We start from the raw sequence: 23079 nt of genomic DNA on the forward strand, positions 1-23079 counted from the left end.
TATTTTTCCTCTTGTTTTTAAATTTAAATATTAAGTTTCTACTAAGGGGATCTCCTTCCATTTACACCACCTCCAAATACAATAAAAATTTTAAAATATTATTTCTATATATTATATTAAGTAACTTTTAACGTTTTGTAAACAAAAATTTATTTTGAATTTTTGTTTTTGGGAATATTTTGTAATAAAAAATCATAAATATATAATAACAAAAATTATAATTTAGTAATTTTTAACCTCACTTTTTCTTATTTTATAAAAGCATGTAGAGCCTTCTATGAATATTATTAAACTGTATAACCTATAATTTGTTTCTTTGTGTTGTAATTCTCCTTTTACATTTTTTATTCATATTCTACATGCTGAAACCAAAAGCAGATTAGTAAATACTAATCTGCTTTTTCATTTGGCTCTATTTTAGGTTAATGTTGATTTTCATTTAAATGGATTTATCAAATACCAAAGACTTACACACTGCAAAAAATTCTCTTGCATACATTGTAGGTACTAAATACCATTGACTATTACTAGTATATAATTCTACATTGCCATACCCATTTCTTTTAGCTAAAAGTTCACTTCTCATAGCATGAAAATCTGTTGTGATGACTAAAATATTTAAATCCTTGATAGGTTTTCCACTTAAATTTTCTATGATTTCTTTAGAATATTTCAAATTTTCATAAGTGCTAGTTGCCTTATTTTCAAGTATTATTCTATTTCTTGGAACTCCTTTTTCTGTAAAATATTTTGTCATTGCCTCTGCTTCTGTTATATTTTCTCCTGGACCTTGTCCACCTGAAACTATTATTTCACCGTCATAACCAGTTTTATCTAAGTATTCTATGGTTTTATCCAATCTATCTTTTAAGGTTGCCGTTAAACTCTCACCTCTTATACCAGCTCCTAAAACAACTATATAATCACAAGTATTTAATGATTTCTTAGGATAAAAAATTATTGCTCCTTCAACTATAATAAATATGATTACAAATATAACAGTTAAAATTTTAAATGGTTTATATATTCTTTTAAACCATTTTAATTTTAAAAGTTTATCTCTTAATAATACATAGGCTATAATTCCTATTCCAACTATTAAATAAAAAAAACTAAATGTAGTTTTTCCAGTTAAGGTGTTGACTAAAAAATAATATGCTATGAAAATTACTCCTATTAGAATCGAAATAAATTTAAGTACTGATTTTTTCACAATATTCTCCTCTCAAAAGTAATCAATATAAATTTTACCAAAACTGTAAACCTGAATCTATACAATAATGTTACAAAGAGTATATATAAATTAATTACAATTCATTTAAATTCTATTGAAACCTTTAATATACTTCTTCAACTACTAATATATTAAAATTACAACAAAGTTCATAGTTCATATTAAATTTTTTAAGTTTTGAAAGCACATAAAAAGAGGCTGTATCAAAATAACTTATAAATAAAACCTATAAATAATATGAGGAGAATATATTTATAAGTTTTATATGCAAGTTTTGATACAGCTCTTTTTAAATTAATTTGTTATGTTGTCAATTATAATAACTCTCTAAAGTCTTTAATTATTTTACTGACACCAACTATATCTTTAAAGGTTTCTTTTTCTCCTATGCCATCTATAACTATTATTTCTTTTACTCCTGCATTATTTGCTGATTTTATTCCTGAAATAGCATCTTCAAAAACAATGCAGTCTTTAATATTAACTCCAAGTAAATCAGCAGCTTTTAAATAAATATCTGGATCTGGTTTACTTCTTGTATTTCCATCATCAAAAGCTATTTTATTTATATCAAACCATCTATTTAAATTAAAGCTTTCAACAAAAAAGTCTACATTCTCCTTTATAGAGGCAGTAGCTATGGTAAATGGAATTCCTCTCTCTTTTAAATAATCAAAAAATTCATTAGCTCCTGGCACTAACCTAAAATTTTCTTTATCCTTTTTACATAACTCTCTATAAACTCTTTCTTTTTCTTTTGAAAGCTTGTCTATTTTATCTTTATCACAATCTTCTCCTATAATATATTTTAAAATAAGTTCATTTGTCCTTCCATGAACCTTAGTTTTAAATTCCTCTTCATTTAATTCCACGCCTCTTATTTCTTTTGAAAATTCTTTCCAAGCAATTTCATGCTTTTCTGAATCCCAAAATAAAGTTCCATTGAAATCAAATATAACCCCTTTACAATCCATAATTCCTCCTAAAATATCATTTTTTATTATTATAACACTAACTCTTAGTAGTAATATAAATTTATAAAAAATATGTTTATTTTTATTATTATTTGAAATACTATAAATGTTTAACTTTTTTAATTTAAGGAGAAATATATTTATGAGTAGTAGAACTGGAATAGTAAAATGGTTTAACCCAGAAAAAGGATATGGCTTTATTTCTTGTGATGAAGGTGATGACATATTTGTACATATATCACAAGTTAAAGAACAAGGTCCTGAAAAAGACTTACATGAAGGTGAAAGCGTGTCTTTTGATATAAGTGAAGGTGAAAAAGGTCCTATGGCTACAAATGTTCAAAAGCTATAAACAAAAGAGCCCTATTACTTAAGTAATAGGGCTCTTTTATTTAAACTATACTAATAATTTCTTATAGGAAATCCTGTGTTTTCAATACAACCTCTTATTTCATCTTCACTTGTATTTTCATTAAACATTACTTCTATACTTCCTCTAGCTACATCTACACATACCTTTTGAACTCCACTTATATTTTCTAAAGCATTTTTTACTTGAGTTTTATTTGTGGAACTTCCTAGTCCGTCTACTAAATAATGAATCTTATCCATACTATTTTCTCCTTTCAAATGATTGTTCTAAAATAGTATGTGTAATCTAAGCTATTAAAACCGTAGTATTATCTGGTATATTCTCATATATCCATTTAGCATTATCTGTGGCAAGTCTAATACAACCATGACTTAGGGCTTGTCCTAATCTACCATCTTTAACGTTTTTTCCACTTCTATCATACAGAATAGAGTGATAATAATACCCATCAATTATTCTTGTTGCATATTTTACTGAATAGTCTGCACCTGCAAAACTTGGCTTTCTTCCATTAATTAAAAAAATGCCTTTTCTTGTTGGTGTTGAAGGCTTTCCTACTGTACTAATCCACCTATATAACCTCATCCACTTATTATTCATTTTCTTATAAACATAAGTGTATTTAGTTACTAAATTTGTTACTAAAAGATAATCAGTTTTACTCTCTAAGTTATTAGAGTTAACAAAAGAATCCATATCTATATTAAAGTTTGTATAGTTTAAAGAATTATATTTTTTTGAAAGATCTATATTCAAATTAAATCACCTAAAGAATATTAACAATATATTATATTCTTTAGGTGATATTATTCTCTACATTTATTTTTCAAATGGATAAATTATTCCCCATTGCTCTCTAACATTATTCATAATATTTGTAACATCATATGTTAATTCCATACTCTTAGACTCTTGATTATTCCTTATGCTATTTTCCATAAAAATAACCTCATAATCTAAAGCCTTTTCAACCTCTCCAACTTCTATAACCTCTACTTTTCCATCTAAATAATTTATAGTAGCCTTATTAGCTCTTGGGAAATCATCAATTGTTACAAATCCATTATCACAAGAAACAATTCCTCTCTTAGGCATCTTAGATCTAAATGCTAAGGAAATTACAGCCATTTCATCCTCTTTAGTCTTTAATATTATTCCTGATTGTTCGTCAACACCAGTATTAGCTTTTTTAACTGTAGTTAGTATTTCTACGGGCATACTAGATAAGAAATATCTAGCAAAGGATAATGCATAAGTTCCTATATCTAAAAGTGCTCCTCCAGCTAAATCAATATTAAAAAATCTGTTATTTTCATCATATTCTTTAAAACTTCCAAAAGAAACTTGAATCATATTAACTTTTCCCAATTTACCATTTTTAATTTTATTTAATACCTTTTCATATAATGGCATATGGAATATAGTCATTGCTTCTTCTAAAACTAAATTATTTTCTTTTGCTATTTTTAAAGCTTCATCTAATTCTTTCTTATTTACAGTTATTGCTTTCTCGCAAAGGACATGTTTATTATTATTTAAACTTTTTATCATATATTCATAATGATTACTATGAGGTGTTGCTATATATATAGCATCTATTTCCTCATCATTTATCATTTCCTCATAGCTTCCATAAGCTTTTTTTACATTGTTTTCACTAGCAAATTTTTCAGCTCTCTCTTTATTTCTAGATGCTACAGCATAAACCTCGCCATTAACTCTATTTAGAGCCTTTGCAAAATCTCCAGCTATGTTTCCTGGTCCTAATATTCCCCATTTAAGTTTTTTCATATTTTCAGCTCCCATCTTTAATGTAAACTATGTCATTTAAATTCATTTTAAACTAATAAACACTTTTAAGCAAAGCTTATTTTAAAACAGAGTCATAAAAAAAGTTGTATTGTTTTTTATTAACTCATCTTTTTCTAAAAGATAACTTTTAATAAGATATTCAATACAACTTTTATTTTTTATTTGACTATGTTCTAGCTAAAATCAACACTAATTTAAAACATTGCCTTTTATTTAATTATATTTTTTAAATTTCTTACAAATAAACTTTCATCTACATTTCTGCTTCTTGAACACACTATAGCAGCTTGTATCACTGTAATTAATATGGATGTATTTCTTCTATATGCAATGTATTTATATTCCCATTTATGACTAAATTTCTCCTTAAATCTTCTTAATCCTTTGAAAGAATAAAAAGCTTGTCCGTTTTCATAAACTTGAAGTGCTAATTTTTCATTCCAAAAAGCATATTTAGATAATCCAACATTAGCTAGTGGCGCCATTCCCATATTAAAGATTTCATATCCATTTTCTTTTCCATATTCAATTAAACTTATGAACATAAAATCCATAACTCCTCTTGGAGTATTATTGCTAAACCTCATTAAATCTACAGAGAAGCTTTCATCATCATACATATACATAATATTAGCGAAGGCTTTTATCTCTCCCTCTGCATCTTTTAAGATAGCTATAGGAGCTTTACTTAAATAGTCTTCATCAAAAAATCCAACTGAAAATCCTTTTTCTTTTCTTCCATCTAACCATTCATCTGATATATCTTTTAAAGAATCTAAGAACTCTCTTGAAAATGGTGGCTCAACCATATGGAAAGTATATCCTTCCTTAGTTACCTTACTTCTTGAAGTTTTTAAACTCTTCATCTTGTTTCCTACAACTTTAAATTCTTTTACATCTACCTTAGCTTCTTCTCCAATTTTCATAAAATCATATCCATTAGAGTGAAGATAACTTATCATTTCATCATTAACTTGATAAAATACTGGTGTATAACCATAGTTGTCAGCATATTCACAGAACTTTTCTATTTCTCTAAATAAATTTTCCGTATTTCCTACAGGATTTCCTAAAACAAAAAGCTTGTCTCCATATACCTCATACTGAATAAATAGATCTTTATCTTCATTTAAATAAATATATTTGTCCTTTAAAAATACTAAATGAGTTAGGGAATCTCCCTTATATTCTTCTATTATTCTTTCAACCTCTTCCTTACATTCATCAAATACTCTTACAGGAATTTTTCTTCTTACATTGAAGAAATAGATAGCAACATAAATTACTGTTACTAATACAAATGCTATAAAACCAAATTTATACGCCATTTTATAAGGCATTTTACGCAATATTCCAACATATTTAAGATGTCTTCCAAATCTAATTAAAATGAAGAAATAAACTGAAAAAGATGCCATTAATATTGCCGAATCTATTATAGTATTTTTACAACTCACAACGAAACTATCTCTATAAAACATTCTTCTACTTAAATATAATATATATGCCACAATCATTATAAAAACTAATTCATATGGATTTATTCCTCTTGTAAGTGATAGCGGTATTCCTAAAAGAAGTAGAATCATACTTGTTTTATATATACTTTTAGCTCTATACTTCATCATAAGAGCTGTAAGCATTATTAAGAATCCTAATACTACACTCATTCCCATGGAAAGTCCTAATACTTGTTTTCCTAAAAGTTCTTTTAATAATCTTATTTTAAATAAATATTGTGGTGCTATATTTGATAAAGTTATAACCGCTCCTGATATGAATACTAAAGCTACTACTACTTTATAAGCCACTTTAGAAACTATTTCATATGGTAAACCATTAAACTTTTCATTTATTTTGCTACCAAAATCATGTACAAAAAGTAGTACACCAATAACTGCTGGAACTATAAAGTAACTTATTCTATAAAGTATTATAACTAGTAATGTTTGTTCTATAGGAATTCCAACGCCTTCTAATCCATTCATAAATGTTAAATCGAAAGTACCAATTCCACCTGGAATCATACTAATTATACCTATAACAGCTGCTTCAATATATATTGGTAAGAAAGTATTAACACTTATTGATGCTCCTGTTATTCTTAAAGTAGCGTAAATTAAAATTATAGTTGTAAGCCACTCTAAGAAAGATATAAATATAGTACCTAATGTACTGAAAAATTCTAATCTATCCTTTGTCTTAACATATTTATAAGTTGAATAAATTATAAATACTGGTGCATATAAAGCTATTATTGCTATAGCATACTTTATTACCCCCAAATTATTCCAAGAATATACTTGCATTCCCATATATGCACAACAAACGATTGATAATCCTGTTAGATTTAAAGCTACTATTTTACCTATTTCTTTTAATAACTTCTTTTTGTCATCTACGTACTCCCCATAGAAATATTGTTTAAATGCTAATGATGTAGCACCTCCAAAGCCAAGTAAACTCGCTATTGAACTGGCTATCCATGAATATTTGTAAAGTCTACTATTTTTTAACCTTATCCCTACTTTTTTCTTTAAAATAAAATCATAAAAAGATAATGGAATATATGAAATAATACCTAAAGCTGCAATTATTAATAGATTTACAAAATCTAATTTATTTCTATACATAAAGAAATACTCAGTATTAAAATTTCTAAATACTGAAGTAAACTCTCTTACTATAAACAGTATAACTACCGAAACAAATGCTATTTTTAAAAATAATTTTAATTTATCTCCTATTTTTAACTTCACTTTTTATCCTCCCATTGTTCAAATTTCAATAATATTATATATTCATAACGTAATTGTAAGCCATTGATTAATATTTCATTTACATTACAATTATGTAAGGATTCTATCTTAGAATAAAAAGGAAATCAATATAGAAAAGGTTACAATAACCGTATTTAACCTAATTATATGTAAAATTTAATGTAAATTTAAGAAAAGAAAAATAATTTAATTTTTGGTTTATCAAAAAACTTATTTGATTATTTATCATATATTTCACTTCTCTTGATATTTAAATATAACTCTTTTTTTCATTTCATCACCTCATTTATATATTTATCTAAAATGTATAAATATACTTAAATATTAATTTAAAAAAGCCATTATATTTAAAATATACAATGACTTTTTAAATTCTATTTACTTTTATTCTTTATTATTGTTTTAAAATTCATACCAAAATCATGAACATATAAAATTAAACCTATGACTGCTGGTAATATAAAATAACTTATTCTATAAAGTATTATTACTAAGAACGTTTGCTCTATTGGAATTCCTAATGCCTTAAATCCATTTATAAAGGTTAAATCAAAAGTTCCTAGTCCTCCTGGAACCATACTTGCTATCCCAATTGCTGTAGCTCTTATATAAACATAAAAATATTCAGCTATATTTATATGAGCACCTGTAATAAAAAGTATTAAATATATAAGTAGCATGTTTCCAATCCACTCTATAAAAGATATACCTATTACCCTTAAAACAAATCCCTCTTCTTCTTTTTTCTTTTTATATTTATATAATGAATTTATAACAACTAATGGTGTATATGTAGCAATTGCAAAAACTATATACTTTATAATTCCTAAATCTTTTAAATCTTTAAACTCTAGAAAAACATAAATTATACATAATATTGATAAACCACTTAAATTTAAAAATATTATCTTACCTATTTCTTTTAAAAGTTTCTTTTTATCTTTAACATGATTCCCATAAAAATATTGTTTAAAAGCTAATGAAGTTGCTCCACCAAACCCAAGTAAACTTGCTATTGAACTTGCTATCCAAGAATACTTATATAACTTTTTATTATTCATATCTATACCAACATTCTTTTTAAGAATAAAATCATAAAAAGATAAAGGCATATATGCTACAATACCAGCAATACCAATTAAAAATAGTTGTAGAAAATGCAATCTATCTCTATACATATTAAAATACTTAATATTAAATTCCTTAAACATATTTTTAAAACCAAATACTACTAAGACTAGTATTACTGTTATAAAACTTAATTTCAAGAAAAGCTTAATTCTATTATTTAATTTAATTTTCAAACCCTTTCTCTCCTTTTGCCTTTGTTAACATTTCATTAATATTATTTTACATTAAATTAAATAAAATTCAAAATATAATTTATATTTTTTAAGACATATAAAGCCTTTCTTTTTGTATACATATAAGAGTATTTGTATACATATAAGAGTATTTTTATACATATTTCTTATGTTTTACTTATTTTTTACGCATAATAATTGCATAATTATACTTTTAGTTGTATAATGCTATTATATTCTATTTATAACAAGGGGGCAATTTATTATGAAAAAATATAAAAAAGTAGTCTTAGCATATTCAGGAGGACTTGATACTTCTATTATCATACCGTGGTTAAAAGAAACTTATGGCTGTCAAGAAGTTATTGCAGTTGTTGGAAATGTGGGGCAAGAAGATGAACTTTACGAACTAGAGGAAAAAGCTGTAAATACTGGGGCGTCAAAAATATATATTGAAAATTTAAAAGAGGAATTTGTAAATGAATTTATATTTCCAACTATTCAAGCTGGGGCAACTTATGAAGGAAAATATTTACTTGGAACAGCATTTGCAAGACCTATCATCGCAAAGAGAATAGTTGAAATAGCAAAAAAAGAAGAAGCTGATGCTATTTGTCACGGCTGTACTGGTAAGGGAAATGATCAAGTAAGATTTGAACTTGCAATAAAAGCTTTTGCACCTGATATGCCAGTTATAGCACCATGGAGAATATGGGATATAAAATCTCGTGAAGAAGAGATAGAATATGCAATTAAGAAAAATATTCCTATAAATATAACTTACGAAACTAATTACAGTAAAGATAAAAATCTTTGGCACTTAAGTCATGAAGGTTTAGATTTAGAAGATCCATCAAATGAACCAGATTATAAGAAAATACTAGAACTTTCAAAGACATTAGAAGATGCACCAGATGAACCAACGTATATAACTATTAGTTTTGAAAAAGGTATTCCTCTAAAACTTAATGGTGAAAATTTAGATGGTGTTGGAATTATAAAAAAATTAAATAAGCTTGGTGGAGAAAATGCAATTGGAATAATTGATATGGTTGAAAATCGTTTAGTTGGTATGAAATCAAGAGGTGTATATGAAACTCCTGGTGGAACAATATTAAACTTTGCTCATAAGGAACTTGAATCAATTTGTCTAGATAAAGAAACTTCTCATTATAAAGAAATGGTTGCCTTAAAATTTGCTGATATTGTATATAATGGTCAATGGTACACTCCACTTAGAGAAGCTCTTTCAGCATTTGTTTCAAAAACACAAGAAAATGTAACTGGTGAAATAAAACTTAAATTATACAAAGGAAATATAGTTAACGCAGGAATTACATCACCTTATTCATTATATAGTGAAGAATTTGCAACCTTTGGCGAAGATTCTGTATATAATCAAAATGACTCTACTGGATTCATTAACTTATTTGGGTTACCTATAACAGTAAAAGCTAAACTTGATGAAACGTTAAAAGATATTTAAGGAGTTGATCATATGAAACTTTGGGGAGGAAGATTTAAATCAGGAACAAATACATTAGTAAATGATTTTAATTCATCAATAAGAATTGATAGTAGAATGTTTAAAGAAGATATTTTAGGAAGCTTAGCTCATGTTAAAATGCTAAGAAAGCAAGAGATAATTCCTGAAGATGCCTATAATAAAATCGAATCGGGATTAAATGATATTTTAATAAAATTAGAAAATAATCTTATAGAAATTGATGAGAACTCTGAAGATATCCATAGCTTTATAGAAGGTCTATTAACTTATTATATAGGACCATACGGCAAAATGCTTCATACTGGACGAAGCAGAAATGATCAAGTAACTCTTGATTTAAAACTTTATTTAAAAGGATATGTACCACTACTTATAAGAGATATTATTGATTTTTTAGAAGTACTTTATAAAAAATCTGAAGAAAATATAGATACCATAATGCCAGGATATACTCATATGCAAAAAGCTCAACCAATTACTTTTTCTCATCATCTCTTAGCTTATTGTGAAATGTTTAAACGTGATGTATCTAGACTTAAAGACTTTCTAATTAGATTAGATGAAATGCCACTTGGAAGTGGTGCTTTAGCTACATCGACTTATCCTATTGATAGAGATTTTGTAGCTAAAGAACTTGATTTTTCAAAAATAACTTTAAATAGTTTAGATTCAGTATCTGATAGAGATTATGTTATAGAAGTTTTGTCTACTCTATCAATTATAATGATGCATCTTTCTAGGTTTTCAGAAGAAGTTATTATTTGGTGTACAAATGAATTTAATTTTGTAGAATTGTCTGATGAATATAGTACTGGAAGTAGTATAATGCCTCAAAAGAAAAATCCTGATGTTGCAGAGCTTGTTCGTGGTAAAACTGGAAGGGTATATGGAGATTTAATTGCTTTACTTACAGTAATGAAGGGATTACCTTTAGCCTATAATAAAGATATGCAAGAGGATAAAGAAGCATTATTTGATGCATTAGATACAGTAAAACTATCACTTCAAACATTTTCTGGTATGATAGATACTATAAAAATAAATAAGGATATTATGAAAGATGGAGCTTCCAAAGGTTTTACTAATGCAACAGATCTTGCTGATTATCTTGTCAAAAAAGGAATTCCATTTAGAGATGCTCATGGAATTGTTGGAGAAACTGTTCTTTACTGCATAAAAGAAAATAAAGGAATTTCTGATCTTTCTTTACTAGAACTTAAAAGATTTTCTAATATCTTTGAAGAAGATGTTTATGAAGCTATTGATTTTTTTACTTGTGTCAATGAGAGAAAAGTTATTGGAGGACCGGCTAGAGAATCTATAGAGCTTCAGTTAAAATATCTTAAACAATTTATTGAAACTAACAAATAAAAAATTATAATTTAGATGGGCCGTACCAAAACTTAATAATAAAACTTATAAATATATTACTAGAATTACTGAATTTCACTAATAATTTATAAGTTTTATTCAGTTATTTTGATACAGCGCCTTCTTTTTTTATTAATTATAATAATACCTTTTTTAAACTCATATAAATATAACTCTAAACTTTCATCGTTTCATTAAAATCGTTTACACCTTTAAAAAAATCTTCTATATCTAAAAATACATCTTTTAATCTCCCTGAATTTATTACAGTATATTTTGATGCTTCTTTGTTTCTTAAAAGAGAATTATTAGGCAACTCTATGACATATTTATTTTCATCAATACTATTATTATTTATAACAATTACATCCTTGTTTTCTAAAAAAATATATAATTTTCTATTGCTATCATTTATAGGATTGTAATCTGTATTATCCTTTATACTTTCTTCATTTAAAACATTTGTTATTTCTTCAATACTTTTTTTCTCCAAATCATTAGGTATTGTATAATAATTTTCATATCTTTCTTCACTTATATAATATTTCATCGAAACCACTTCATGCTCTCTAATCTCAAAGGAAGTTAATTTAGTAATAAAGCCGACCATAATTATTCCCACAATAAAAACTACTACTACTATAGGAATTAAAATTCTCTTTCTCATAAAAATCCCTCCTATTTTTTTTATTCATACAGTAGTGATATTACAATATTTTTCAATATTTTTAAAGTTATACTGCATAACTGGTCTTTTTTCGTGCATAACTGGTCTTATTTTGTAAATAATATCCAGATAAAATTTTCTATTTTCTACCCTAAAATGATATTTTTATAAAAAATAAAAGATATATTTAAATATATCTTTTATTTCTCTTACTATTATTTAAGTAATCCACTAAAGTTATTTTACTTAAATCATTTACTTGCATATTATTTAAATGTAAATATATATAATTTAAAATATCAATTTGTTCTGATACAGAAAATATATTACCATACTTATTTTCAAAATTAATATATATAATTTCATCTATCTTTTCTTTATACTTTAAAACTAAATTTTCAAGATTTTTAACATACTCTTCTTTTATAAAATCTAGTGCATATAAAAGTTCTATTTCTATCTTATTCTTTATACTTTCAGATCCTATGAATTTTTCTAAGTCAATTAAAATTCTACTCTTTAAAAACCCTTTATTATAAAAATCTATTAATTTAAAGAAACGCTTATTTAATGAACTATAATCAACCTTTTGTGATTCATAAAGCTTATGTTCTTCCATGCTTATTCCTAGATTATTTTGTATATCAAGAAAGTTTTGAAAAATCTTTTTTTCACCCTTTAAATATATACTGAATATTTCCTCATTTAATATATTTAATTCTAAAACTTCATTTTTTATTATATCTATAACATTTAGATTAACGTCTTCATGTGAAATTAATTTTATTTCATTTAATATAGATTTACTATCTAGATTTATTTTCTCTTTTAGTCTTTCTGTAGAATTATTTAAAAATTTCTTTAGTTCTATTAAAAACTCTTTTTCTATTTCTTTACCTTTAACCCCAAAACTAATCCTTAATTCATTATGGTATGAATATGCACCATTTAAAGCTTCTTTATATTCATTGATGTTTGGTAATACCTCATATTTTAAGTTTAATAAAAATTCCTCTATAATTTCTTCTTCTGATAACTCAATACTCTTATCATTTAAATCTTCAATTTTAATATTTATAATATTTAATTCTTTTCTAACAGACTTCAAAAATGAATCTACTTCATTTTTATTTTCACAATCATTTTTTGTAATCTTTTCTAAATTATCTAAGCTTTCCTTTAATAATTCTAAATAACTCTTTAATTTTAAGCACATCATATCTAACTTGTTTTCTTTTTCATATTTCTTTATACTACTATATAGTTTTAAAAACTTTTTCTCTAAATCTGATGGGATCTTATTTTCTATAATATTATCACTACTTTTTAATTCATACTCTTTAACCAGCATAATTTTTCTCCTAAAATAACACAGCTAAAACACCTACAATAGCTACAATTGAAACTAAAAAATAATATTTTTTTTCAAACTCACTTTTCAACTCATCATTAAAATATGGTTCAGTTATCTCTTTATTATTACTAGCCATTTTCTTATCTATATTATTAATTTTATCTCCAAGCCTTCTAGTCGCATCAATAGCATCAGCATTATATTTTGCTATTGTGCTATTTAATAACTCCATAGAGTTGTCCATATTAGTGTTTCCTTCTTCCAATAAGTCCTTTAATTCATCAAAATCCAATTTAGCTTTATGTTCTAATCTCTCAAAACTATTTTCTATATGCTCTCTAAATTGTAACAAGGAGTTTTCTAAATCTCCTTTACTAATCTTCAATCTGTTCTCTAATTTATTAACGCAATTCATCATTTTTAAACATTCGCCTTTTAGCATTTTATCAATTTCTTCTATTTTCTCTATATGCTCCTTGGCTATATTATTGCTTAAATTTACACTTTTAGTTAAATCTTCAGCTATTTCTTTTAAATTATCTATATTGTGCATTCCCTCTTCTTGAGATAATTCACATATATTTTTATTTATAATACTAATTTGTCTATTTAAGGCCTCAATTTCATTAAATGTTTCCTTAGCTTTCTCTTGAAGAACATATATATTGGCTCTAGATTTAGTAGATAGTTCTTCTATATTATTTAAAAATTTATTAGCTTTATTCTCAAATGTTTTTTCTCCCTGTTCAATACCTAGATTAAAATCCGATATAGCATCATCTAGTATTACTTTTAAATTATTTTGTAAACTTATTAAATTGTTTCTATTTATCGTAGCAGTTTTTTCTGAAGTACTTGCAAGAGTCTTTATTAAATTTTCTTCTGTAAGCTTCAAATCTCTATAAATAGATTTATCAAAGACGGATTTACTTATTTCTGAAACTAATTCATTAAACTCATCTATTAAATTATCCTCATTTAAATTATCCTCATTTAAATTATCCTCATTTCTATTTTCCATAACTTCCTCCTAACCCACTACCTAGATGCTTTTATGCACCATAAAAATTCATTTACTACTAAATATCCCTAATAAAAGCCATAAAATTTAACTCTTCTTTACAATAATTATACTTTATTTTCCATATATGTAAATAAGCTCTGCTCACTGTTTTAAATAATTTAATTTTTACAAAAAAAATAAACCAGTAGATTAAATTCTACCGGTCTATCTTTTCTTTAATTATTATCCATTATTTTAGCTAAAAGACTTAATATTTCAGTATATAACCATATTAAAGTTACCATTAAGCCAAAAGCTCCGTACCACTCCATATATTTAGGATATCCATATTGTTCAGCTTTTAATATGAAATCATAATCCATTATTAAACTTGCTGTAGCCACTACTACAACAAACAAACTAAATCCAATACCAATTATTCCTGAACCATATATAGGTAACATTATTCCAAAGAAGCTAAGTATCATTCCTAATAAGTAAATAGCTGCAATTGATATTATTGCTATGAAAACTCCTTTTCTTATTCTTCCTGCTACCTCTGGTGTTCTTCTATATATAAGAACTGTTGCTACTAAGCATATTATTGTTAAAAGTATAGCTGGAAATACAATTCCAGGAAACATACTTTCAAAGTATCTAGATATAGAACCTAAAAGAACCCCTTCAAAGGCAGCATAGAAAACTGCTGTGTATTGTGCAATTTTTGGTATAAATGATGTTAATAATCCTAAAATTAAGGCACCTATCATTGATACTACTAAAGCACTTCTATAATTTACATCAGGATTTTGAAAAGCTATCCAACTATAAACAAAAGCAACTCCTAAGATTGCTGTCATTATTAATATCTTAACTATAGTCCCTCTTACTGTCATGGTAGTTCCATCACTAACAGCCTTTTCAAAGCCAACTGCTAATGCAGGATTTGTTTCTTTTCTCATATTCTTACCTCCTTATATAAGTATAATTTATTTACTATAGTTTAAATTATATAGTCAAAGTATGTCAAATTTGTTTCATTTTATACTTTAGATATATAAATCTTATGTATTATTTCATTAAAACCAACTTATAATTATTAAACTTAAAAATATAAAGACTGCATTAAAAGTAAATAGAAAATATAAATATAATATTTATATATATTCATATCCCATTTTATATTTTAATACAGCCTTTCTTTAGTCTTCCTCTGAATCAACCCACTCATTCAAGCAATAATTCCCAAAGGTTTCTTTTATTATATTATTACTATTGCATCTAGGACACTTTTTATTATTTTTTAAAAATAAAATTCTCTTAAGTAGTCCTATATTAAATTCATTACCACAATCTATACAGATAAATCCATAAGTGCATACTATCCAAAGTCTATATAAAAAAATTTCTAAAACTACATATGTTAAAAAAAGTATTCCACCACTTAAATTCATTGGTTTTAATATATACGCAATTACAGCTGTTGAAATCAATATAATACTAAAAATTATTACACTAATTTTATTTTTTTTAGATTTCATATGAAATTGCTCCTTAATATTATTTAAATGACTTTATTATTTTTCACTCCTTAAATAATAATCTATTGACTTAGCAGCTTTTTTGCCTGCTCCCATAGCAAGTATAACTGTAGCAGCTCCTGTCACAGCATCTCCCCCAGCATAAACTCCCTTTAGAGAAGTCTTTAAACTTTCTTCTTCAACAACAAGACATCCTCTCTTATTAACCTCTAGTCCTTTTGTTGTTGATGATATTAATGGATTAGGTGAGGTTCCTAAAGACATTATTACGCTATCTACTTCCATAATAAACTCTGACCCGTCAATTTCTATTGGCTTTCTTCTACCTGATGAATCAGCTTCTCCAAGTTCCATCCTTATACATTTTATTCCATTAACCCATCCTTTTTCATCAGTTAATATTTCAGTAGGGTTAGTTAAAATATCTAAAACAACTCCTTCTTGCTTAGCATGATGTACCTCTTCTAATCTAGCTGGTAATTCCTTTTCACTTCTTCTGTAAATTATATGAGTTTCTGCTCCTAATCTTAAGGCTGTTCTTGCTGCATCCATAGCAACATTTCCTCCACCAACTACAGCAACCTTATCTCCTAAGTTTAAAGGAGTGTTGCATTCTCCTTGAAAAGCCTTCATAAGATTTACTCTAGTTAATACTTCATTGGCTGAAAAAACTCCATTAGCAGTTTCGCCTGGAATTCCCATAAACTTAGGAAGTCCTGCCCCTGATCCTATAAAAACTGCTTTAAAGCCTTCATTTTCTATTAATTCATTAATATCAACAGTCTTTCCAACAACAACATTGTTTTCTATTTTAACGCCTAATTTTTTTATTTGTTCTATCTCATACTTAACCACCTTTTCCTTAGGTAGTCTAAATTCAGGAATTCCATAAACTAAAACTCCACCAGCCTCATGTAATGCTTCAAAAATAGTTACATCATAACCCAATTTAGCCAATTCTCCTGCACAGGTTAACCCTGCTGGCCCACTTCCAATTACAGCAACCTTTTCTAAAATCTCTCCATTACCTTTTAAAGTGCTTATTGAATTTTTCTTAGCCCAATCTGCTATAAATCGTTCTAATTGCCCTATGGATACTGCTTCTCCTTTTATTCCCAAAACACATTTTCCTTCACATTGAACTTCTTGTGGACAAACTCTTCCACATACTGCTGGTAGAGAATTATATTTTGATAATTCCTCAAAAGATGATGAAAAGTCTCCTTTTTTTATAAAAGATATAAAACCAGGTATATTTACAGAAACAGGACATCCTTCCATACACTTAGGATTTTTACACCCTAAACACCTTTTTGCCTCTTCAATAGCGTCTTCTTTCTTATATCCTAAAGAAACCTCATTGAAGTTATTTACTCTTTCTAAAGGATCTTGCTCTTTTGCTTTAACTCTTTTCTTTTTTAAATTACTCATTTTTTAAATCACCTCTACATCCACATCCACCATGACTGTGTGTTTTTCCCTCTTTAAGCTTTAAAAAAGCTCTTCCTTCCTCAGTTTTATACATAGCTTGTCTTCTAATTGATTCATCAAAATCTACTAAATGCCCATCAAACTCTGGTCCATCAACACAAGCAAACTTAACTTCTCCTCCTACTGTAACCCTACATGCTCCACACATTCCTGTTCCATCAACCATTATAGGATTTAAACTTACTATAGTAGGAATATTTAACTCCTTTGTAAGACTACACATAAACTTCATCATTACCATAGGCCCAATTACAATTGCCTTATCATATTTTAATCCCTTATTTTTAACTAAATCATTCAATAGTTCAGTTACTTTACCTTTAAATCCATAACTTCCATCATCCGTTGCTATATATAAGTTTTCTGAAACTTCCTTAAGCTCCTTTTCAAATATTAATAACTCCTTATTTCTAGCTCCTACTATAACATCTGCATTAATCCCATTATTATGAAGCCATTTTACTTGAGGATATATAGGTGCTGCTCCTACTCCTCCAGCTACAAAGAGTATTTTTTTATTTTTTAACTTTTCAATATTCTCATGTATAAACTCACTTTCTTTTCCTAAGGGACCAACAAAATCATTTATATAGTCTCCTTTATTGTATTTCCCAAGCTCTACCGTAGTTGCTCCAAGACTTTGAACAACAATAGTTACACTTTTATCCTTAGCATTATAATCAGCTATTGTTAAAGGAATTCTCTCTCCCTTTTCATTAGTTCTAAGTATAATGAATTGACCAGGCTTAGCTTTATTAGCTACTCTTGGCGCTTCAACCTTCATTAAATAAACTGATTCATTTAAATATTTTTTCTCTAAAATCTTAAACATAGATCTAAACTCTCCTAAATTTTATTTATAGCTTTATTTTATAAATAAGCTCTTGTTTTAGGTGAATGTTGATTTTGGGCTAGCCCTTCAGACCATGTTAATGAACAGTTATAGCTAAAAATCAACACTAGTCTAAAACATGAACTATAAATAAAAAACCTCTAAATTTATCTTTAGAGGTTTCTCTTTTATCTTAAAGCTTATTTTAAATTAGCTTTATAAATTATAAAGCCATGAATTTTTTATAAGATAAACTTCATTAAAGTTTAACTGATAAATTATATAAATATGAAGTTAGTCTCACTTTATATTTATACTTTAAAAGTCAACATTATTACCATAATACGTACAAGTATAAAGTTTTTCCATAGTTTCATCATTTATTTCTCTTGGATTGGAACCTGTGCATGGATCTAATACTGCATTATGGGCTATAAATTTAAGATTATCCTTAAACTCAGTTTCATCTACTCCATATTCTTTCATAGAACATGGTATATTTAATTCTTTATTTAATTTATTTATTAACTCTATAAGAGCATCGGTTAATTCACAGTCATTTTCTCCTTTTAATCCAATATGTCTAGCTATATCACCATATCTATTTTCACAAGCTTTTCTATTATATTTAATTACATATGGTAAGAAAATAGCATTGGCACAACCATGAGGTATATGGAATACAGCTCCTACTTTATGAGCCATAGAATGCACTATACCTAAAAGAGCATTTGAGAAAGCCATTCCTGCTAGACATTGAGCCTCATGCATTTCGCCTCTTGCTTTCATATCTCCCTTAAAGGAGTTTACTAAATGAGTATTCACCATTTCTATTGCTTTTAAAGCTAATGGATCTGTGAAATTAGAGCTTTGACTTGCTGTATAAGCTTCAATAGCATGAGTTAACGCATCCATTCCTGTGTGAGCTACTAACTTTTCTGGCATAGTTTCAGCTAAACTTGGATCTACAATAGCTATATCTGGTGTGATTTCAAAATCAGCTAATGGATACTTAATCTTAGCTTTGTAATCAGTTATTACTGAAAAAGCAGTAACTTCAGTAGCAGTTCCAGATGTTGATGGAATAGCTATGAATTTTGCTTTTTTTCTGAGCTTAGGTAATCCAAAAGGAACAATAGCTTCTTCAAAGGTAAAATCAGGATATTCATAAAAAATCCACATAGCCTTTGCTGCATCAATAGGTGATCCTCCTCCTATTGAAACTATCCAATCTGGTCCAAAAGCTTCCATTTCTTTAGCACCCTTCATAACTGTTTCAACTGAAGGATCTGGTTCTACTCCTTCAAATACCTTTGTTTCTATTCCAGCTTCCCTTAAATATCCTTCAACCTTATCTAAGAAGCCAAATCTTTTCATTGAACCTCCGCCAATAACAATAAAAGCTTTTTTTCCTTCTAAAGTTTTTAGTATTTCTAAAGAATCTTTTCCATGATATAAATCTCTTGGTAAAGTAAATCTTGCCATGCTAATGCCTCCTAACATAATAGTAACATTGTATATTTTTTCAAATAAAATAGGTTTTATACCTAGTATAAAACCTACTTTACATTTTATTTCTTATAATTAAATTTTATTCCTAAATTCTATTTATTTTCTTTCTTCCACTGATCTAATTGACTTTGCATTTCTGTTTTAACCTTTTCTAATCCACAGTCATATAACTTTTTGTTTAATCTTTCTAAACCATCAACTGCATCTATAGAACCAGAGAATAATAATCTTTCAAACTCTTTAAGTGCGTTATTTATAGCAGTTATTTCTGATGTAACTGGTTCTGTATTAAACTTAAATCCTAATACAGGTGAAGATTTAGATGCATCATTAAACTCTTCAAAAGCTTGCCATTTATCTTTTGGGTCACTATCTAAAACATAAGTATCAAATAGATTTCCATATGCCCAACTTGTTACATTATAATTTTCTTGACCTTCAGGAGTTCTCTTTATTTGATTATCACTAACTTTTTCATAGTGAGTTCCCTCTAATCCAAACATTAACATATTTCTTAATGTAGAATCAGTATTTATTAAATTAATAAGCTCCATAGCCTTTTCTGGATTCTTAGATGTTGCTGATATAGCTGTCATTGCTCCTGTTGTTGAGTTATTTGATACAAAAGGATCTATTATAGATGTTGAAACAACCTCATAACCTGCGTTTTTACTCCATATGTTATCTGCATAAGGCTGACCATCAGATTTCGATACGAATCTCTTAATTTCTTTTTCCATATTTTTAACTGCAGCATCTTGATTTATATATCCTTTTTCATAATACTCTCTAAGCTTTATAATCATTGCTTTCATTTCTTCAGTTTCATATATATTTTGAACTGTTAAAGTTTCATCATCTAAGAAAACACCTAAGGGTCTTAGAAGATCATCAAAATTAATTGGTAGAGTATCTCCCTGAGTATAGAATGGTACTACATCAGGTTCATTTTCTTTTATAATCTTAAGCCATGGCTCTAAGTCCTCTACTGTATGAATGTCTTCATAAGGTATGTTATATTTATCTACATATTCCTTAGTAAATACCCACATAGGAGCTATTCCTATTTCCTTTTGGTTCGGAACGGCATAAATCTTTCCATCAATTTCAGCCCCCTTCCAAAGTCTTTCATCAATAACATCCTTAAGTTCTGCCCCATGAGAATCTATAAGATCATTTAATTCCATAAATGCACCTTTTCTAGCATTTTCCAAATATGGATTTGCCCATGAACATGTAAATATTAAATCAAATTCTTCTCCTGAATTTGATAAAACATTGGTTTTTTGAGTATAATCACCAAAGTCTATAGATTTAATATCAACAGTTGCATTTATTTTGTCCTTTATATATTTATTTACTTCCTCTTCAACTAAATCACCATCTTTAGGATTTGCTCCTATAACGTACCAAACCAAATTAACTGGTTTATCTCCGTCAGCTGAATTTGAAATTCCTCCGGATCCTCCACATCCAGTTAGTACAACTGAAGTTGTAACCATGGCTCCTAACATTATTGCTAGTAATTTTTTTCTTTTAAGCATTTTTATTTCCCCCTTAAATGATATTTAAATCACATCATTATATATGTTTATTTTTTTACATGATATAACATATTCCACAGAATTTAATAAAACGTTTACAACAATAGTTTTTAGTTAATAAAAGGGGACTTATTAGTCCCCCTTTCTAAATTCTATTTATTTTCTTTTTTCCATTCATCTAATTGTTTTTGCATTTCAACTTTTATATCTTCTAATCCAGCATCATATAATTTCTTGTTTAACTTTTCTAATGATTCTTCAGTATTTACTGAACCAGTATATAACGGTCTTATAAACTCACTTAATACATTGTTTACAGCTGATATTTGCGTTACAACTGGCTCTGTATTAAACTTAAATCCTAAGATAGTTGATGTCTCAGCATTTTTGTTAAATTCTTCAAAAGCATCCCACTTATCCTTAGGGTCGGCATCTAAAACATAAGTATCAAATAGGTTACCATATGCCCAACTTGTTACATTGTATGGTCCATTTGGATCCCTCTTTATTTGGTTATCACTAACTTTTTCATAGTGAGTTCCCTCTAATCCAAACATTAACATATTTCTTAATGTAGAATCAGTATTTACTAAGTTAATAAGCTCCATAGCCTTTTCTGGATTCTTAGATGTTGCTGATATAGCTGTCATTGCCCCTGTTGTTGAATTATTTGTAACGTATGAAGGTATTATTGATGAAGTTACAACTGGACGTCCTAAAGATTGTCCCCATCCATTTTCAGCATATGGTTGTCCATCTGCCTTCCATACAAATCTCTTAACTTCACTTTGCATATTATTTACTGCTGCATCTTGATTTATATATCCCTTTTCATAAAATTCTCTTAATTTACTTAAAAGATACTTTAATTCTTCAGTTTCATATAAATTTTTAACTGTTAAACTTTCATCATCATAGAATATTCCTAAAGGTGACATTATATCTTCAACGCCCTCTAATGGAATTCCATCTCCTTGAGTATAGAATGGAACAAAATCTGGTTCCTTTTCTTTTATAAGTTGAAGCCATGGCTCTAAATCATCTACAGAGTGAATATCCTCATATGGAACATCATATTTTTCAACAAGCTCTTTATCAAATACCCACATAGGTGCTGCTGCTATCTCCTTTTGATTTGGCACTGCATATATACCTCCATCAACCTCTGCTCCCTTCCAAAGCCTTTCATCTATAACGCCTTTAAGCTCAGCTCCTTCTTTATCTATAAGATCATTTAATTCTAAGAAAGCTCCCTTTCTAGCATTATCTAAATATGGGAAAGCCCATGAACATGTAAATGCTAAGTCATATTCCTCTCCTGAGTTAGCTAAAACATTCATTTTTTGAGTGTAATCTCCAAAAGAAATATGTTTAATATCAACTGTAGCATTTATCTTGTCCTTTATATATTTATTGACTTCTTCTTCTACCACTTCATTATCAGCTGGTGCATCCCCTATTACATACCATACTAAATTCACTGGTTTCTCTCCTTCTCCACCTGATGAAGCGCTTCCACCTGAGCCACATCCAGTTAAAAGAGCAGATGTTCCAATCATTCCTCCTAATATTAATGCTATTATTTTTTTGTGTTTAAGCATTTTTATTTTCCCCCTTAAGTAAAACTATTAATTTCTTGTAATATATATTTATTATGTAAACCAAATTATTATTCTTATTTCATTAACATTTAATAAAACGTTTACTTAAAATAAATAAAGGTGATTACCAATAGATATTTAAAATAAAAAATAGCTAATTTAAAAATTAGCTATTTTAT

20 protein-coding genes are annotated in these 23079 nt (G+C 27.4%); 3 read left to right on the forward strand and 17 right to left on the reverse strand.

All coding sequences use genetic code 11. From position 1 onward, the window contains the following. Window positions 1-439: 439 nt before the first annotated feature. A complete protein-coding gene (locus tag AC2A4K_RS09190; RefSeq protein WP_322502188.1) occupies window positions 440-1213 on the reverse strand; it encodes a YdcF family protein in 774 nt (257 codons plus the stop codon). Between the two features lie 335 nt (window positions 1214-1548). Beyond that, window positions 1549-2208 carry an HAD family hydrolase gene (locus AC2A4K_RS09195; protein WP_322502189.1) on the reverse strand — a complete coding sequence of 220 codons (660 nt, stop codon included), beginning with the start codon at window positions 2206-2208 and terminating at the stop codon, window positions 1549-1551. Between the two features lie 142 nt (window positions 2209-2350). Here AC2A4K_RS09195 and AC2A4K_RS09200 point away from each other — a divergent pair, with 142 nt between their 5' ends. After that, complete coding sequence (locus AC2A4K_RS09200) at window positions 2351-2560, forward strand: cold-shock protein (RefSeq protein WP_322502190.1); 210 nt, start codon at window positions 2351-2353, stop codon at window positions 2558-2560. Window positions 2561-2610: 50 nt separating this feature from the next. Here AC2A4K_RS09200 and AC2A4K_RS09205 read toward each other — a convergent pair whose 3' ends face one another. The 5 genes from AC2A4K_RS09205 to AC2A4K_RS09225 all read right to left on the reverse strand — a co-directional run bounded on the left by AC2A4K_RS09205 (window position 2611) and on the right by AC2A4K_RS09225 (window position 8477). Next, the gene (locus AC2A4K_RS09205; RefSeq protein ID WP_322502191.1) at window positions 2611-2820 is read right to left on the reverse strand and encodes a heavy-metal-associated domain-containing protein; all 210 of its coding nucleotides are present in this window, start codon (window positions 2818-2820) and stop codon (window positions 2611-2613) included. A gap of 46 nt (window positions 2821-2866) precedes the next feature. Then, entirely contained in the window at window positions 2867-3277 is a 411-nt protein-coding gene (locus tag AC2A4K_RS09210) for a L,D-transpeptidase (protein ID WP_416173349.1), read from the reverse strand. 123 nt (window positions 3278-3400) lie between these two features. After that, a complete protein-coding gene (locus AC2A4K_RS09215; protein WP_322502193.1) occupies window positions 3401-4372 on the reverse strand; it encodes a Gfo/Idh/MocA family protein in 972 nt (323 codons plus the stop codon). Window positions 4373-4602: 230 nt separating this feature from the next. Further along, entirely contained in the window at window positions 4603-7152 is a 2550-nt protein-coding gene (mprF, locus tag AC2A4K_RS09220; protein WP_322502194.1) for a bifunctional lysylphosphatidylglycerol flippase/synthetase MprF, read from the reverse strand. A gap of 395 nt (window positions 7153-7547) precedes the next feature. Then, the gene (locus tag AC2A4K_RS09225) at window positions 7548-8477 is read right to left on the reverse strand and encodes a flippase-like domain-containing protein (RefSeq protein WP_322502195.1); all 930 of its coding nucleotides are present in this window, start codon (window positions 8475-8477) and stop codon (window positions 7548-7550) included. A 265-nt stretch (window positions 8478-8742) separates the two neighbouring features. Here AC2A4K_RS09225 and AC2A4K_RS09230 point away from each other — a divergent pair, with 265 nt between their 5' ends. Together AC2A4K_RS09230 and argH are read left to right on the forward strand one after the other, a co-directional pair. Further along, entirely contained in the window at window positions 8743-9963 is a 1221-nt protein-coding gene (locus AC2A4K_RS09230) for an argininosuccinate synthase (protein ID WP_322502196.1), read from the forward strand. A 12-nt stretch (window positions 9964-9975) separates the two neighbouring features. Beyond that, window positions 9976-11355: an argininosuccinate lyase gene (gene argH, locus AC2A4K_RS09235; protein WP_322502197.1), complete on the forward strand. Its 1380-nt coding sequence runs from the start codon at window positions 9976-9978 to the stop codon at window positions 11353-11355. Window positions 11356-11530: 175 nt separating this feature from the next. Here argH and AC2A4K_RS09240 read toward each other — a convergent pair whose 3' ends face one another. The 10 genes from AC2A4K_RS09240 to AC2A4K_RS09285 form a co-directional block, all read right to left on the reverse strand. Beyond that, a complete protein-coding gene (locus AC2A4K_RS09240; RefSeq protein ID WP_322502198.1) occupies window positions 11531-12022 on the reverse strand; it encodes a hypothetical protein in 492 nt (163 codons plus the stop codon). Between the two features lie 187 nt (window positions 12023-12209). Further along, a complete protein-coding gene (locus AC2A4K_RS09245; protein WP_322502199.1) occupies window positions 12210-13373 on the reverse strand; it encodes a hypothetical protein in 1164 nt (387 codons plus the stop codon). Between the two features lie 10 nt (window positions 13374-13383). After that, complete coding sequence (locus tag AC2A4K_RS09250; RefSeq protein WP_322502200.1) at window positions 13384-14397, reverse strand: magnesium transporter CorA family protein; 1014 nt, start codon at window positions 14395-14397, stop codon at window positions 13384-13386. A gap of 218 nt (window positions 14398-14615) precedes the next feature. Next, window positions 14616-15341: a Bax inhibitor-1/YccA family protein gene (locus tag AC2A4K_RS09255; RefSeq protein WP_322502201.1), complete on the reverse strand. Its 726-nt coding sequence runs from the start codon at window positions 15339-15341 to the stop codon at window positions 14616-14618. Between the two features lie 240 nt (window positions 15342-15581). Next, window positions 15582-15920, reverse strand: coding sequence for a hypothetical protein (locus AC2A4K_RS09260; protein WP_322502202.1), 339 nt, complete (start codon window positions 15918-15920; stop codon window positions 15582-15584). Between the two features lie 36 nt (window positions 15921-15956). Further along, window positions 15957-17351, reverse strand: a complete 1395-nt coding sequence (gene gltA / locus AC2A4K_RS09265) for an NADPH-dependent glutamate synthase (RefSeq protein WP_322502203.1) — start codon at window positions 17349-17351, stop codon at window positions 15957-15959. After that, on the reverse strand, window positions 17344-18243 hold the full coding sequence (locus tag AC2A4K_RS09270) for a sulfide/dihydroorotate dehydrogenase-like FAD/NAD-binding protein (RefSeq protein WP_322502204.1): 900 nt from the start codon (window positions 18241-18243) through the stop codon (window positions 17344-17346). Before AC2A4K_RS09270 ends, gltA begins: the two co-directional genes overlap by 8 nt. Before the next feature lie 318 nt (window positions 18244-18561). Next, window positions 18562-19728 carry an iron-containing alcohol dehydrogenase gene (locus tag AC2A4K_RS09275; RefSeq protein ID WP_322502205.1) on the reverse strand — a complete coding sequence of 389 codons (1167 nt, stop codon included), beginning with the start codon at window positions 19726-19728 and terminating at the stop codon, window positions 18562-18564. A gap of 119 nt (window positions 19729-19847) precedes the next feature. Continuing rightward, window positions 19848-21299: an ABC transporter substrate-binding protein gene (locus AC2A4K_RS09280; RefSeq protein WP_322502206.1), complete on the reverse strand. Its 1452-nt coding sequence runs from the start codon at window positions 21297-21299 to the stop codon at window positions 19848-19850. A gap of 152 nt (window positions 21300-21451) precedes the next feature. Continuing rightward, window positions 21452-22900 carry an ABC transporter substrate-binding protein gene (locus tag AC2A4K_RS09285; protein ID WP_322502207.1) on the reverse strand — a complete coding sequence of 483 codons (1449 nt, stop codon included), beginning with the start codon at window positions 22898-22900 and terminating at the stop codon, window positions 21452-21454. Between the last annotated feature and the right edge of the window lie 179 nt (window positions 22901-23079).

The organism is Clostridium sp. LIBA-8841, from assembly GCF_057782475.1.